The sequence below is a fragment of the Ruegeria sp. CDSA077 genome (assembly GCF_059612265.1).
In genome coordinates, this window is record NZ_JBXWQG010000002.1 from 103,784 (window position 1) to 117,677 (window position 13,894).

A 13,894-nucleotide genomic window follows, 5' to 3' on the forward strand; every position below is an offset into this window, starting at 1 on the left:
CGGGGTTCTGCACCTGCTCTGCTGCTTAGTGCAGCGTGGCAGTGGGGTTCTGATGTCTTGAGGTTGGCATCGGGATCGAGACCGTCATGCGTCGCAAAGCCAGCCCTAATTCCTCAGACAAAGCGGCCAATGCGGGGGCAAAATCGGGACGGACGATCAGGGACGCCATCATCATAGCGTCTTCGCGCGCGCCTTCTGATGCCGCCGCAATCATCTGGGCGAAACAGTTTTCATCCGCGCCAAGGCAGGCACAGCCCAACCCATGCCGGATCAGCGGGCGTCGCCCGTGATGGGCACAAAGCGAGCACAGCTGGTCCAGCGTCAACATCGCTGCCCGGCCCTGATCCGTGCCCAGGGCGATCTGAAAGTCCTGCGCCGCATCCATACGCGTTTGCATTCCGTCCCCCCAGAGGCGCAGGTACATGACCGCACCGGCCTCGACAGGGCTTAGGTCGGACAGACGACCAACGGTCGCGCCACCCCGGGCTGCAGGCGCGCTCATTTCGTCAGGATCAGTTTACCCGCGCGCGTGATGCGCAGGGTGTACAGCTGATCGCCCAGCTCGATATGGGCCAGATTGCCCCCTTTGGTCAGATCTTCAGCCTTATGTGCAGGCAGCATTGATACGGCAAAAGACTGGCTGGGATTCGGGTTCTGAACATTCATCAGGATCACTCCGGAGGGTTTCGGGCAATGCGCCTTATCGGTTTACTTTTCGGGTATCTGGCTGGCCCGATTCCGGGGTTGCTGACGGCTTGAAATATAATCTGATTATTTTAGTCAGGTATGTCAAGCCTCAATATCCCACTCTCGCAACCGGGTTGAATTGCACTGCCTGAACACACCAGTTAGGACTTGCAGTGCAGCTTCAGAGGCAAGGATTTCAATGAGCGCTACAATTATGTTCGATTTGGACGGAACGTTGGTCGACAGCCTTCCGGACATCACCGCCGCTGCGAATGCAATGCTGCGGGACACTGGTGTCCCGCCCCTGTCCCAGGACACGATCAAACAATTCGTCGGCAATGGCCTCCCGAAATTGGTAGAACGTATGATGTTTCATTGCGACCTGCCTATGGATCGCCATGCCGAGCTATCGGAACTGACGCTGACCCACTACAACGCAGCCTCCAGCGACAAAACCGTCGTTTACCCTGGCGTGGCCGAAGCGCTTAAACAGCTGCGCCAGATGGGTTGTGTTCTGGGTGTTTGTACAAACAAACCCAAAGCACCGGCTGACCATGTTCTGAAGGCGATGGGCCTGACCCATCATTTCGATGCCACCCTGGGTGGTGACAGCCTGGCCACGCGCAAACCAGACCCAGCCCATCTTGAGGCAAGTTTTAGCGCAGTGGCCGCTATAGGTCCGCGCCTGTTCGTGGGTGACAGTGAGGTCGATGCAGAAACCGCTGAACGGGCCCAGGTGCCCTTTTTGCTATTCACGGAAGGTTATCGGAAAAACCCGGTTTCTGAACTGTATCATACCCGTAACTTCGCCGACTGGCACGAAGTGCCTGCGCTTGTAAGTGAGCTTTTGGGGGAATTGGGTTGATGTCCCCCAACTAGTGAGGGGCCGGCCGAGGGGGTAAGTAGCCAGCCCCTCAAGGGGGAAAAGTGGTAGGTCCTTGGAAACTCCTTGGATGATTTGAAGTTAACGAATCGCTCCAATCAAAGATATAGGGGGTTTCCCGTAGCCCTAGACAGGGTGTTGAAATTACATAATAAATTATCCGTAAATTCTAAAAATTCGTTGAATATTGTCATTTTCCGTTGGTGACCCGGACCCTGGACACCGCCAATCGAAAGCTGAACAACGAAAAAGGGCGGGGATGAACACCCCGCCCGACGGTTCAGAACAATTGCTGAATCCGCATGTTCAGATTGCCAGATATTCCTCGCGCAGCTGTGGATTCTCTAACACCTCGCTGGCGGCTCCATCAAACACGATGCTGCCCGTATCCAAAATGATCGCACGGTCCGCCAATTCCAGGGCGCGCACCGCGTTCTGCTCGACAATGATCGTGGTCATACCCTGCTGTTTGACGTGAAGCAGAGTCTTTTCGATCTCATCCACAATCACCGGGGCAAGCCCCTCATAGGGTTCATCCAGAAGCAACACCTTGATGTCCCGTGCCAAAGCCCGCGCAATCGACAGCATCTGCTGCTCTCCGCCAGACAGGGTAATTCCTTCTTGCTTGCGGCGCTCACCCAGCCTTGGGAACAGCTCATAAAGCCGTTCCAGCGACCAGCCGACAGGTGGAGCGATCTGGGCGAGTTGCAGGTTCTCTTCGACCGTCAGACCGGGGATGATACGACGATCCTCGGGCACAAGGCCAAGGCCTGCAGCGGCGGCCTCATAGCTGGTCATTTTGTGCAGCGGCTTGTGATCCAGCCAGATTTCACCATGACGCACCTCGGGGTCACTGACCCGCGCGATGGATCTGAGCGTCGAGGTCTTGCCAGCACCATTCCGGCCCAGCAGGGCCAGAATTTCACCTTCGTGCACGTTAAAGCTGACGCCCTGCACGATATAGCTTTCGCCATAGTATGAATGCATGTCCCATACGGACAAAAACGCAGGGGCGGTGCTGGCCATATTGGCGTTTTTCGAAAAGTCAGGTTTCTCGTTCATTGCTTTTCCTTACGCGGCCTCACCCAGATAAGCTTCGCGAACCTTGGGATGCCCGCGGATGTTTTCTGGCGTATCTTCGACCAGAGGTGTTCCCTGCGCCAGAACGGTGATGCGCTCGGCCAGGCTGAACACCACATGCATGTCATGTTCAATGATGGCGATGGTAATGTCACGCTCGTCCTTGATCTGTTTGAGCAGGTCGATCGTGTTGTTGGTATCTGCCCGGGCCATCCCGGCGGTGGGTTCGTCCAGCAAAAGCAGGCGCGGGTTCTGGCTGAGGCACATGCCGATCTCAAGTCGTCGCTTGTCCCCGCGTGACAGCGATGCCGCGTGCATCTCGCGTTTGTCAGCCATGTTCATCTCTAACAGCATCGCCTCGGCCTGCTCGACAATCGCCTTTTCACTGGAGATGGTTTCATAGGCGTGCATCCGAAACGCGCCGTCCCGCATCGCAAAGATCGGGATCAACATGTTCTCCATCACAGTCAAATCCCCGAAAATCTCGGGCGTCTGGAACACACGGCTGATGCCCATCTGGTTGATCTGATAGGGTTCCAACCCCAAAACAGAATTGTTGTCGAACAAAACAGAACCGGTATCCGGCATCAGCTTTCCCACCAAACAGTTCAGCAAGGTTGACTTGCCCGCACCGTTCGGGCCGATGATCGCGTGGACCGAGTTTTCTTCGACGTTGAGGTTCACATCCGACAGCGCCTTGAGGCCACCGAAGCGTTTGCTGACGTCTTTGACTCGTAGAATTGCCATGGTGCCCCCTTATTCCGCTGGCTCGGTTTTGCCCTTCGGGGCATCATCGGCGCCCGGTTTCTTACGCTTGAACCAACCCATCAGCCGCTGACCACCTTCAACCAGCCCACCCGGCAGATAGATCACCACCAGCATGAACAGGATACCCAGCGTCAGATGCCAACCCTTGCCGATGAACGGATGGATCAGGAACACAACCGCGTCCTCAAGCCCATCGGGCAGGAAAGCGAACCAGCTGTGCAGAACATTGTCGTTGATCTTCGAGAAGATGTTTTCGAAATACTTGATAAAGCCTGCTCCCAGTACCGGCCCGATCAGGGTCCCTGTACCGCCCAGAATTGTCATCAGTACCACCTCGCCCGAGGCAGTCCACTGCATCCGTTCGGCCCCGGCCAGCGGGTCCATTGCGGCCATCAGCCCCCCCGCCAGACCGGCATACATGCCTGAAATCACAAAGGCTGCCAGCGTGTAGGGTTTCGAATTTAGACCGGTATAATTCATCCTCTGCTGGTTGGATTTCACCGCCCGCAGCATCATGCCAAAGGGCGAGCGGAAGATGCGGATAGAGAGATAGAACACCGCCATCATGATCACCGCACACAGGTAATAGCCCGCGTTAAAGTCAAAGCTCCAGGCACCTACATCCAACGTATAGGTCGCGCGCATGGGAATGCCGAACAGATGCGGTAGGTTCGGCGCGCTGGCCGATTGCAGGATCTGCGGATCGTCCGCATAGACCTGCAAGCCGGTCTCACCATTTGTCAGGTTGAATTTTGGGTTCGAAAGCACCGAATAGGCCAGCGCAAAGCTCATCTGTGCAAAAGCCAGCGTCAGGATCGAGAAATAGATGCCCGACCGACGCAGGCTGACAAATCCGATCAGCAGCGAAAACAATCCAGCAACCAGAACGCTGAGTGCGATGGCCGGAATGACGTTATAGCTGAGCAGTTTGAACATCCACACAGCGGAATACGACCCCACCCCAAGAAAGGCCGCATGGCCAAAGGACAGGTATCCGGTCAATCCAAACAGAATGTTGAAGCCGATCGCAAAGATCCCAAAGATCACGAACCGCTGCATCAAATCGGGATAGCCCGCGTTGAACTGCGCCATGGCGCTGCCTTCGGGGAACGGGTTCAGGATAAAGGGCGCCAACAGGGTCAGTATGGCGACAATGATCAGCAGGCTGGTATCTCTCTTGTTCAGTCCCAACATGGCTTATTCCTCCATCACGCCTTTGCGCCCCATCAACCCGCGTGGACGGGTCAAAAGCACGATGATGGCGACAAGGTAGATGATGATCTGGTTGATGCCGGGGATCGTGGTCGTGGCCCAGGTGGTCGACGCAAAGCTTTCGAGCACGCCCAGCAGGAACCCGGCCAGAACCGCGCCCGGCAATGAGCCCATCCCCCCCACAACCACAACCACAAAGCTGAGAACCAGAAAGTCCATGCCCATGTGATAATTCGGGGGGTTGAGCGGCCCGTACATCACCCCGGCAAGACCCGCGACCGCGGCCGCAATCCCGAACATGATGGTAAACCGCCTGTCGATATTTATCCCCAGCAGGCCCACCGTTTCACGATCTGCCATGCCAGCCCGCACGACCATGCCAAAGGTTGTGAATTGCAGGAACGAGAACACAGCTCCGATAATGCCAACGGCAAACCCGAAATAGACCAGCCGCCAGATCGGATAGATGATGGCGTTGGGATCGAATCCAACCATGATGCCAAGATCAACAGACCCACTCAGCATATCGGGGGGCGGGGTCTGGATCGGATTGGCACCGAAGAAATATTTGATGATCTCCTGCAGCACGATCGCCAGGCCAAAAGTCACAAGGATCTGATCCGCATGAGGGCGCTTGTAAAAATGTTTGATCAGCCCGCGCTCCATCACGTAGCCGACAAACAACATGATCGGGATCGCGAACAGGACAGCCAGAGGAACGGACCAATCTATGATTGACGCGCCAATCTCGGGGCCGAACCAGGCCTCAATATACGGGGTTTCAACCTTCAGCGGGTTGCCCAGAAAATCTTTCTGACTTTCATCAAGGGTCACGTAGCTCAAGTTAAAGAGTTTTTGCAAAGACACCGCGCAGAACGCACCAATCATGAACAGCGCCCCATGGGCAAAGTTCACAACTCCAAGCGTTCCGAAAATCAGCGTCAGGCCAAGCGCGATCAGCGCATAAGCCGACCCCTTGTCCAACCCGTTCAGAATTTGCAGAAGAATGGCGTCCATAGTCCCCACCTTTGGCCTGTCCAGTGGACTCCCCCATAGGTGGGAGAGCCCGTTTTCTAGGTCAGAGAATTTTCGTCGAAAATTCTCGCGCTTGTGTTACGCGCCCGGATTGCATTTACCCAGTTCGCCACCGGCAAACATCGGGTGCTCGGGATCGTATTCGACCTGCGCGCGTGGGGTGATCTCGACGATCTCCAGCGTGTCATAGGCGTTGGTCGGGTTCTCGTTGCCCCGCACCACCAGCACATCCTTGAAGCACTGATGATCCGCGCCACGATACCATGTCGGTCCGTTGCCCAGACCGTCGAACTCAAAGTCTTCCAGCGCTTCGGCGACACCACAGGGGTTGAAGGTACCCGCCCGTTCACACGCATCCGCATAGAGCAGAACCTGCGCATAGCAGGTCTGAGCCGAATTGGACGGCGGCTTGCCGTATTTCTCACCAAAGGATTTCACAAAGGCCTTGGTGCCTTCGTCTTGCAGCTGCCAGTTCCAGTTCATCGAACCCAGCACGCCCTTGATGTTCTCGCCAGCACCAGCAGCCATCAATTCGGAATACAGCGGCACGACAATCTTAAAGTCTTTGCCGTTGGCCACCTTGTCGAGTAGACCGAACTGAATCGCATTGGTCAGCGAGTTCACCATGTTACCGCCATAGTGGTTCAGAACCAGCACATCCGCGCCCGAGTTCAGAACCGGCGCGATATAGGACGAGAAGTCCGTCGACGCGAGCGGTGTTTTGACCGTGTTGACCGTTTCCCATCCCAGGGCTTCGGTCGAGGCCACAATCGACTCTTCCTGAGTCCAGCCCCAGTTGTAGTCAGCGGTCAGATGATAGGCCCGGCGTTCACTGCCCATTTCGGCGGCAAGAACCGGCGCCAGAGCAGCGCCCGACATGTAAGCATTGAAGAAATGGCGGAAACCGTTCGCCTTCTTGTCCTTACCGGTCGTGTCGTTGGCATGGGTCAGGCCAGCCATGAAGATCACGCCCGCTTCCTGACACAGACCCTGAACTGCGACAGCCACGCCCGAGGACGAGCCGCCGTTGATCATGATCGCACCGTCTTTTTCGATCATCGACTTGGCCGATGCGCGTGCGGCGTCCGATTTGGTCTGGGTGTCGCCGGTTACGAACCCGACCTTTTTACCAAGAATCCCGTTCCCTTTCAGGGCCTTGGACGTAAAGGTGTTCAGGCAACCGCCATCGCCCTCACCGTTCAGATGCTCGACTGCAAGCTGCTGTGCCAGCAGTTCATCATTACCCTCTTCTGCATAAGGCCCGGTCTGCGGAACATTGAAACCCAATGTGACAGACGACCCAGAAGGTTCGTTAGTATATGCAGCAGCCGACGATGCGGTAAAAATCGTAGGTAGGGCCAGACCGGTACCGGCAACAGCACCAGACTTCAGCACGCCGCGGCGTGTGACAGATTTATTAGTCATTCATTCCTCCCAGTTCCCTGTTTTACGTCTGTTGGCTCCTCTTCCAGCAAACGATTGCGCAGGTTTACGCACCGCGAGTATGGCGGGGGTTCTGAAAATTTCTCAATAACCTATTCAAAAAGCAGCTATGTTATGTAAACAAATGAACACCTAGGTGCGGATTTTTGTAAATTTTCAAACATTTTATGCTTCTTAAGAATTGAAATTAAAAGGTATTATTTGAAAACATGCCGGTGATCGCCATGCAGGCAGTGCCGCTCTGCTCGACAAGCAAGAAGTTGTTGCTAAATCTAAAGGAGAGCCCGGGCCGTATGATACAGCTCAGATGGTCACCGGGACGAGCTGACTTCCCCTGGAGATCAAGCCGTTTGAACCTGGGTTCTCAAACCCGAAGCATCGTGCAAATCAAGAATTGTGACAAATTGAAAAACGGTTAATCCCTCCACGGCTGCATCGGTGAATACAGGCAACCGCCCGACCAACCGACGACCAAACAAGCGCAATAACCTTACAAAAAAGGCATAAACCACTACGCTTCGCCCCGTATTCCGCGAATAGGTCAAAGAAATAGTCCGCGGATTTTGTGCAGTTTGTTTACTGAAACGCGACGAATTGATCGTACATAATTAGGTTAATGATTTTTTAGATGAGTTTTAGACGATTATATAGAACTATAGGAATGTAAAGAATCGGTAGGAGGTTGCGCACTCTTATATTGCAAATGCGCGTTTATGTTTGTTCGAGTACAGGTTGTTATCTATGGTCCGGGGGAATGCTCAGAGCGCTGCGTGGTTGCCAAACGCGCTTCATGCCAGAGCCATCATTAATTTCATTCATTGGAGCCAGGCAGGCGTCGTTCTTGATGCCGCGCTTGAAGGTATCGTCAAAGCATTTGGCGCCGATTGTGCTGTCATCAGCCGTGTGTGGCTGAACAAGGGGGCCCATCGTGTTGCCGCACGGGCTGACACACGGGATCCAAAATTCCAAAGACCGTTGTTTCATTCTTTCGCCAACGACGCCCTCGGCCCGTTTCGGAACAAACCAAAACGCGCCTCGGTGTTTAGTCTGCGAGATGACGGGGCAGATCCCAGTGATATCTCCGCAGTTTTGTTGGATTGGATGTCGCACCGCAAGCTGGATGACATTCTGTTCGTATGCCTGGACCATAACGGCGGCGAAATCGACTTTCTGGAACTTCATTTCGGGCAGAGTTCCGAACCCGGTTGCCGCGAAGCCATTGAACAGGTGGCTCCGCAACTATCCGAGACCTATCAGGCCCGCCGAGCCGGACTGATCACTGAATCATTGTCTCGGCAATCAGTCACCGCACTCAGAAAATCATACAGTGAAGCACCTATTCTCAGCACCGAGAACCCAACGGGCCTGACCCGTGCCGAATGGCGTGTTTGCGTTCTTGTTTCACGCGGGCTGTCGCCTCAGTCCATTGGTGCCGAACTTGAGATCGGACCAGCGACAGTTCGCACGCATCTCAAGCATATCTATTCAAAAACGGCGCTGGACACCTTCCACATGCTGGCCCGGCGCTTGGTATCGGTAGAAGAGCGCGAGGCCCTTTTTGGGAAACCTGGCCAGGCACGTGCCTGATGCCTGAACTGGACTGGCAGTCCTGGCTGACATTGTGGGTATTCACACCGCTGTTCGTAATGATCGCCTGGACGGATTTCACCCAAATGCGCATCCCTAACCTGTACTGCCTTCTGGGCGGTGCAGTCGTGCTTGTGAGCGCGCCGTTTCCGGATTGGAACCAACTGTTGCTGCGCCTTCTTGTGGCCGCAGCGTGTTTTGCGATTTGTTTCGGTCTGTTTGCTGCGGGTTGGCTGGGCGGCGGCGACGCCAAGATATTGCCAATCGTATTTGCCGCAATTCCGGTCCCGGTCGTATCGACCTATCTGCTAATACTGGCAGGCTGCATGGCAGCGGGGCTGATCGGAATGTCGCTGTTTCGACGCTTCGCCCGACAAACTTCCCCGCATATCAAGTCGACCGCCCAGTCGCGCGAATTTCCTCTTGGAATCGCTATCGGATCATCCGGGGTGATCCTTGCAATCTGGTCGGCTACTGCGCTTTGGTTCTGACCATGTCAGCGTCTTAGGGGCCAAACGCATCCATATAACGGATCACGATCGGGGCCAGGATCAGCCCGGCGATTGCAGGCAGCATAAAACTGGCCATAACCGCCGACATTTGGACAGGCAACTTGTTGGCCTTTTCCTGTGCCCGCACCTCGCGCAGTTCACGCATTTCTTCGGCATAAGTGTTCAAAGCCGCAGCCAGGGGAACGCCAAACCGGGTCGATTGCAGCACAACGCTTACGAATGAGCTCATTTCCTCGATACCTGTTCGACGCGCCATACGCATCAGCGCGGTATCTCGGTCACGCCCTGCCTGAATCTCGGAAAGCGCAATCAGCATCTCTTCGGACATTTCCGGCGCGACTAGCTGCATTTCGACCGCCACTTTCAGCAAGGCCTGATCAAAACCGAGGCCAGCCTCGATACCGATCTGAAGCAGATCCAGCATGTTCGGAAACGCATTTTCCATCAGGCGCTTGCGCTCTTTGATCCGGGCGCCCATCCATAACTGCGGTATCAGATACCCGATTCCGCACAATACGCCGACATTCCGGATAATCTCGAACGCGTTCAGGCTCGACGTATATTCCGCGATCCGCGCACCCAAGTTGTTTGCCGGTTGCCAGGACATCAGGAAGAGGAAGGCCAGCGGCAGGAACGTCGCCAGCCCCAAACGGATAAGATAGAAATTCACGATTGCGTTTTTGCTGCGAAATCCGGAACGCGCCAACACTTGCCCAACTTCGAAACGTACACTGGCATCGCTGGGTATCAGGGCCGCACTCAAACCTGTCGGCGCTTCGCCCTCGACTTTTTCAGGAACTGCCCGTGACAAAGCCTGACGTGGTCGGCTTGACACCATGCGCTCTGCGGCTGTGGACCGTTCGCTAAGCGAGGACGAGATACCAAGAAACGCTACGACCGCACCTATCAGCACACAACCCAGAACCAGGATCTGCGTTGATAATTCGCTATCAAAAATCGAACTCAAATACTCCATCGAATACGCCTCTTCAAATCCGGAAATTCACAAGCTTGAACATCACAATCGCGTTCAGGACGATGGTCACGGCGATAACGCTCATGACTGGCACAAAGGCCGGAGAGTCCGCGACTTCGCCATAATATGTCGGCGTCATGATGGTCATGAACACGGCAATGCCAACGGGAATGGATGACAGGATATATGCTGTCATGCGGCCTTCGGCCGAGATGGCCTTGACCTTGCGACGCAATGACATGCGCGCTCGGATCACGCGAGCCAGCGTGCGCAGGATGCCGGCCAGGTCGCCACCTGTGCCGTGCTGCATCATCAGTGCAACAGCTAGATATTGGATATCTTCTTCATCGATGCGGTCAGCCATGCTTTTGATCGCAGTTGTCAGTTCTTCGCCATAAGAGACCTGATCAACGACCAGCCCAAACTCGGTTCCAATCGGGTCAGGCATTTCTTCGGCGACACTTTGTAAGGTTGTGTTCAGTGGGTGCCCCACCTTCAATCCACGGGACATCAGGTCCAGCGCATCGGGCAACTGCTTGATCAACGCCGCCTTGCGCTTGCGCAACGTCACCCCCAACGCAACCAGTGGCGCGATCAGGAAAACAAGGGCGCAGGTGGGGACCACTTTCAACGGATCAGCCACCATAGACCCACCAATGGCCGAGATCAGAAAGGCTGCGCCACAACCGGCCAGAAACATTTCGGGAACCATGTTCAGGCCTGAAACCTTCAACGCCAGAGGCAAATCCCCCACTAGCGGGAAACTCCGCAACAGTGGCTTGGCTTCCTGCGGTTTCAACAGGCTGAGGACATCCTCACCCGACTTCCCCTCGGACAGCATCTGAATTCGGCGGTTGATCGCCTCTTCGCGGTTTTCGCCACGCCGCATAAACTGACGCAGCCCTTCAAAAGCAATCAGCGCACCCAGGAAAACCGCAAGCGCCAGAACAAACCTGACATCGAACCCGGCAACTTCCATTTCCGGGCCGATCAGGTTGTTGATGTTCAAATTGGCCAGATATGACCTGATTTTCTCGAACATCCCAGACCTCCTTAGTTGAACTTGACGGTGGACAGGTCGACCCCGGCAGCCGCCAGTGCATCACTGGATTTTGGTCGAATTCCCGTGGGCATGAACCGGCCCAGAACCTTGCCGTTTTCATCCTTGCCTTCGCGCTTGAAGACAAAGATGTCCTGCATGGTGATGATATCGCCTTCCATTCCAGTCACTTCCGAGATCGAAGTAACCCGGCGCGTCCCGTCTGACAGTCGGTTCAACTGAAGCACAAAGTGGATGGCCGAAGCGATGGTGGCCCGGATCGCCGAATGCGGCAGCTCCATCCCGCCCATCTGTACCATCTGTTCGACCCGAGACAGCGCATCGCGTGGACTGTTGGCATGAACGGTCGTCATCGAACCGTCATGGCCGGTATTCATCGCCTGCAGCATGTCGAAGGCCTCTGATCCGCGCACCTCGCCGACCACAATACGGTCAGGGCGCATCCGCAGCGCATTGCGGACAAGATCACGCTGGGCCACAGCGCCGGTCCCGTCCAAACCCGCTGGGCGGGTCTCCATGCGGAGAACATGTTCCTGCTGCAGTTGCAGTTCAGCAGCGTCTTCGATGGTCACGACCCGTTCGTTGCCGCCGATATAGGAAGACAAGGCATTCAGCATCGTCGTTTTACCTGATCCGGTTCCTCCGGAAATCAAGACATTCATCTTTGCCTCGACCAAACCGCGCAACAACGCCGCGGCACTGTCATTCAATGCATCGTTCTTAACCAACCGCTCCATCGTCAGCGGTACGCGCGCGAATTTACGGATCGACAAGGCCGGCCCGTCCAGCGCGCAGGGCCGAATGATCGCGTTTACACGGCTGCCATCCTCAAGCCGCGCATCCACCCAGGGCTGGCGTTCATCGATACGACGGCCAACACGGCTGACAATCTTGTCGATGATCCGCAGCAAATGACGTTCATCCCGAAAACGCGCCGAGGTTTTTTCCAGAATACCCGAACGTTCGACGAAAATCTGCTTGTGACCGTTCACCAGAATATCGTTGATCGAAGGGTCGGCCAGCAAAGGCTCCAGTGGCCCAAGCCCAAGCACCTCGTGCATCAGTTCTTCGACCAAAAGCTTGATTTCCTCGGACCGCATGGCCCGGCCCTCGGACCGCAACAGATCAGTTGCGTGTTTGCCGATTTCGCCCCGCAATGTGTCTTCTTCGACCTTGTCGATCACAGCCAGATTCAGCTTATCAAGCAGCGAGTTGTGCATCCGGGCCTTGAGGTCAATACGGTCCATCTCGCGCTCGCGCTCCATGGCACGGCGTTCGGCGTTCTTGACCTCGATATCAGCAACATTTCCGTTCGGCTGTTTCGTGTCCAACGGCACAACTTTTGGGGATTGGGATGTTGTGCGACCCGTTCTGTCAAATTCACGAAACATTCTGCTTTACCTTTTACTTAACTGATCTTCACTTCTTCGGACTTCGATTTACTGTTTGCCCACGCGTGGCGGCAGAGAAACTGTGGTTTCCTGCGCGATGCGGCGGATGGCCCGTGTCAGAGGCGCCCGATTTGAGACCTCTTGCAGAGGTACGCCCCGGTCCACGCATTCACGAACGGTTCGCTCATCCTTGGGAACCCAGTGGGCGAAATCCTGTTCCAACAACTTTGCCGCTGCGCGGTGATGCGCGGCCGGGATCAGGGGTTTCTTTTCCAGGCTCGCAACCAGCTGAATTTCCAAGGCCGGGTTTTCGGCGTGATAGAAATCCATCAATTTCCGTGCTGACCGGATCGAAGGCACCGCGACATCCGTCACCAAAAGCAGCCGGTCGGCTTGGGACAAAACCGGCGTGATCCACTCGACCAGAGCTCGCGGCAGATCAATAATCACATAATCATGGCTGCGCTTAAGGCTGTCCAAAATGGCCGAGATCTGTTCTTCATTAATGGCACTGAGAGGACCAAAGCGCGACGGTGCAGCCAGAACATCAACCCCACAGGGGGATTTGGTCATGGCCTGTTCCAGAAAGGCGCCATCGGGAATGCTCTCATCCATCGCCATCCGCCACATGGCGTCACTTTCCTCAACATCCATCAGGGCGGCAATAGATCCGAACTGAAAATCCAAATCGACAACCGCGACTTCGTTGGCGGCTTTCTTCTTGAAGAACCCTTCCTTGGCCTGTAGCTCGTTGGCCAGATTGGCAGCGACGATAGACGATCCAACCCCACCACGGGATTTGGCCACGGCGATCACTTTGCCCAGGGTTGCTTGACCGCCCCACACGGCCGGCAACTGCGCCTGACGGCGGGCCCGGATTGCGTCCACCTGCGGCACAATTTCCTCGTCGATCCACTTTCTCGGAAGAACGTCGTCGACACCAAGCTTTTTCAGCTGGCGCGCCTTTTCCAAGGGCAGATCCTCGTGGGCCAACGCAATGATGATCGCATTTGGCATACGAGCATCACAGATTTTCCGTGCGGTTTGCAGTAGGTCCCCGGAATTCTCATCCACATCGAACAGAACAACATCATGCTCTGCAGTCAGCGAGATCGCAGAGCCGTTTACCCCCGCAACGGTGTCCTGACGACCGGTGAACCGGCAGTTCGCCTGCCCCCGCAACGAGCCTTCGATGGCCGAGTAAATCTGCTCGTCCGGTGAAATCAACAATACTGAAATCTGCTTGGCACTCATTATGTT

General features: G+C 55.4%; 14 protein-coding genes. 3 read left to right on the forward strand and 11 right to left on the reverse strand.

Going from position 1 to position 13,894, the window contains the following annotated elements:
* Window positions 1-25: 25 nt before the first annotated feature.
* Complete coding sequence (locus AC2FLE_RS07680; protein ID WP_496696245.1) at window positions 26-502, reverse strand: hypothetical protein; 477 nt, start codon at window positions 500-502, stop codon at window positions 26-28.
* Window positions 499-666 carry a hemin uptake protein HemP gene (hemP, locus tag AC2FLE_RS07685; protein WP_142635762.1) on the reverse strand — a complete coding sequence of 56 codons (168 nt, stop codon included), beginning with the start codon at window positions 664-666 and terminating at the stop codon, window positions 499-501. Before hemP ends, AC2FLE_RS07680 begins: the two co-directional genes overlap by 4 nt.
* Window positions 667-886: 220 nt before the next feature.
* On the opposite strand from hemP, the gene gph reads away from it, so the two are divergent.
* Window positions 887-1,552 carry a phosphoglycolate phosphatase gene (gph, locus tag AC2FLE_RS07690; protein WP_496696248.1) on the forward strand — a complete coding sequence of 222 codons (666 nt, stop codon included), beginning with the start codon at window positions 887-889 and terminating at the stop codon, window positions 1,550-1,552.
* Window positions 1,553-1,876: 324 nt separating this feature from the next.
* Here the strand turns inward: gph and AC2FLE_RS07695 are convergent, their stop codons facing one another.
* From AC2FLE_RS07695 to AC2FLE_RS07715, 5 genes are all read right to left on the reverse strand, one after another.
* Complete coding sequence (locus AC2FLE_RS07695; protein WP_142635758.1) at window positions 1,877-2,632, reverse strand: ABC transporter ATP-binding protein; 756 nt, start codon at window positions 2,630-2,632, stop codon at window positions 1,877-1,879.
* 9 nt (window positions 2,633-2,641) lie between these two features.
* Complete coding sequence (locus AC2FLE_RS07700; RefSeq protein ID WP_142635756.1) at window positions 2,642-3,397, reverse strand: ABC transporter ATP-binding protein; 756 nt, start codon at window positions 3,395-3,397, stop codon at window positions 2,642-2,644.
* Window positions 3,398-3,406: 9 nt separating this feature from the next.
* Window positions 3,407-4,612 carry a branched-chain amino acid ABC transporter permease gene (locus AC2FLE_RS07705; protein ID WP_496696250.1) on the reverse strand — a complete coding sequence of 402 codons (1,206 nt, stop codon included), beginning with the start codon at window positions 4,610-4,612 and terminating at the stop codon, window positions 3,407-3,409.
* 3 nt (window positions 4,613-4,615) lie between these two features.
* The gene (locus AC2FLE_RS07710) at window positions 4,616-5,647 is read right to left on the reverse strand and encodes a branched-chain amino acid ABC transporter permease (RefSeq protein ID WP_142635752.1); all 1,032 of its coding nucleotides are present in this window, start codon (window positions 5,645-5,647) and stop codon (window positions 4,616-4,618) included.
* A gap of 96 nt (window positions 5,648-5,743) precedes the next feature.
* Window positions 5,744-7,090 (reverse strand): substrate-binding protein, encoded by a 1,347-nt coding sequence (locus AC2FLE_RS07715; protein ID WP_142635750.1) that lies wholly within the window; start codon window positions 7,088-7,090, stop codon window positions 5,744-5,746.
* Window positions 7,091-7,849: 759 nt separating this feature from the next.
* Here AC2FLE_RS07715 and AC2FLE_RS07720 point away from each other — a divergent pair.
* A complete protein-coding gene (locus tag AC2FLE_RS07720) occupies window positions 7,850-8,695 on the forward strand; it encodes a helix-turn-helix transcriptional regulator (RefSeq protein ID WP_496696253.1) in 846 nt (281 codons plus the stop codon).
* Window positions 8,695-9,186: an A24 family peptidase gene (locus tag AC2FLE_RS07725; RefSeq protein WP_496696255.1), complete on the forward strand. Its 492-nt coding sequence runs from the start codon at window positions 8,695-8,697 to the stop codon at window positions 9,184-9,186. The genes AC2FLE_RS07720 and AC2FLE_RS07725 overlap by 1 nt, the downstream gene beginning before the upstream one ends.
* 13 nt (window positions 9,187-9,199) lie before the next feature.
* On the opposite strand, the gene AC2FLE_RS07730 is transcribed toward AC2FLE_RS07725, so the two are convergent.
* Genes AC2FLE_RS07730 through AC2FLE_RS07745 form a run of 4 tightly spaced genes read right to left on the reverse strand, consistent with a single transcriptional unit; the run spans window position 9,200 to window position 13,888 of the window.
* Window positions 9,200-10,183 carry a type II secretion system F family protein gene (locus AC2FLE_RS07730; RefSeq protein WP_142635745.1) on the reverse strand — a complete coding sequence of 328 codons (984 nt, stop codon included), beginning with the start codon at window positions 10,181-10,183 and terminating at the stop codon, window positions 9,200-9,202.
* 13 nt (window positions 10,184-10,196) lie between these two features.
* Entirely contained in the window at window positions 10,197-11,225 is a 1,029-nt protein-coding gene (locus tag AC2FLE_RS07735; protein WP_496696257.1) for a type II secretion system F family protein, read from the reverse strand.
* A gap of 11 nt (window positions 11,226-11,236) precedes the next feature.
* Entirely contained in the window at window positions 11,237-12,634 is a 1,398-nt protein-coding gene (locus AC2FLE_RS07740; RefSeq protein WP_496691717.1) for a TadA family conjugal transfer-associated ATPase, read from the reverse strand.
* 48 nt (window positions 12,635-12,682) lie between these two features.
* Complete coding sequence (locus AC2FLE_RS07745; RefSeq protein WP_496691718.1) at window positions 12,683-13,888, reverse strand: CpaE/TadZ family protein; 1,206 nt, start codon at window positions 13,886-13,888, stop codon at window positions 12,683-12,685.
* Window positions 13,889-13,894: the final 6 nt, after the last annotated feature.

Coding starts and splice junctions, on each gene's coding strand:
- AC2FLE_RS07745 (WP_496691718.1), bottom strand. CDS start 13,888: ATGAGTGCCAAGCAGATTTCAGTATTGTTGATTTCACCGGACGAGCAG.
- AC2FLE_RS07730 (WP_142635745.1), bottom strand. CDS start 10,183: ATGGAGTATTTGAGTTCGATTTTTGATAGCGAATTATCAACGCAGATC.
- hemP (WP_142635762.1), bottom strand. CDS start 666: ATGAATGTTCAGAACCCGAATCCCAGCCAGTCTTTTGCCGTATCAATG.
- AC2FLE_RS07705 (WP_496696250.1), bottom strand. CDS start 4,612: ATGTTGGGACTGAACAAGAGAGATACCAGCCTGCTGATCATTGTCGCC.
- AC2FLE_RS07695 (WP_142635758.1), bottom strand. CDS start 2,632: ATGAACGAGAAACCTGACTTTTCGAAAAACGCCAATATGGCCAGCACC.
- AC2FLE_RS07720 (WP_496696253.1), top strand. CDS start 7,850: ATGGTCCGGGGGAATGCTCAGAGCGCTGCGTGGTTGCCAAACGCGCTT.
- AC2FLE_RS07725 (WP_496696255.1), top strand. CDS start 8,695: ATGCCTGAACTGGACTGGCAGTCCTGGCTGACATTGTGGGTATTCACA.
- AC2FLE_RS07710 (WP_142635752.1), bottom strand. CDS start 5,647: ATGGACGCCATTCTTCTGCAAATTCTGAACGGGTTGGACAAGGGGTCG.
- gph (WP_496696248.1), top strand. CDS start 887: ATGAGCGCTACAATTATGTTCGATTTGGACGGAACGTTGGTCGACAGC.
- AC2FLE_RS07735 (WP_496696257.1), bottom strand. CDS start 11,225: ATGTTCGAGAAAATCAGGTCATATCTGGCCAATTTGAACATCAACAAC.
- AC2FLE_RS07740 (WP_496691717.1), bottom strand. CDS start 12,634: ATGTTTCGTGAATTTGACAGAACGGGTCGCACAACATCCCAATCCCCA.
- AC2FLE_RS07700 (WP_142635756.1), bottom strand. CDS start 3,397: ATGGCAATTCTACGAGTCAAAGACGTCAGCAAACGCTTCGGTGGCCTC.
- AC2FLE_RS07715 (WP_142635750.1), bottom strand. CDS start 7,090: ATGACTAATAAATCTGTCACACGCCGCGGCGTGCTGAAGTCTGGTGCT.
- AC2FLE_RS07680 (WP_496696245.1), bottom strand. CDS start 502: ATGAGCGCGCCTGCAGCCCGGGGTGGCGCGACCGTTGGTCGTCTGTCC.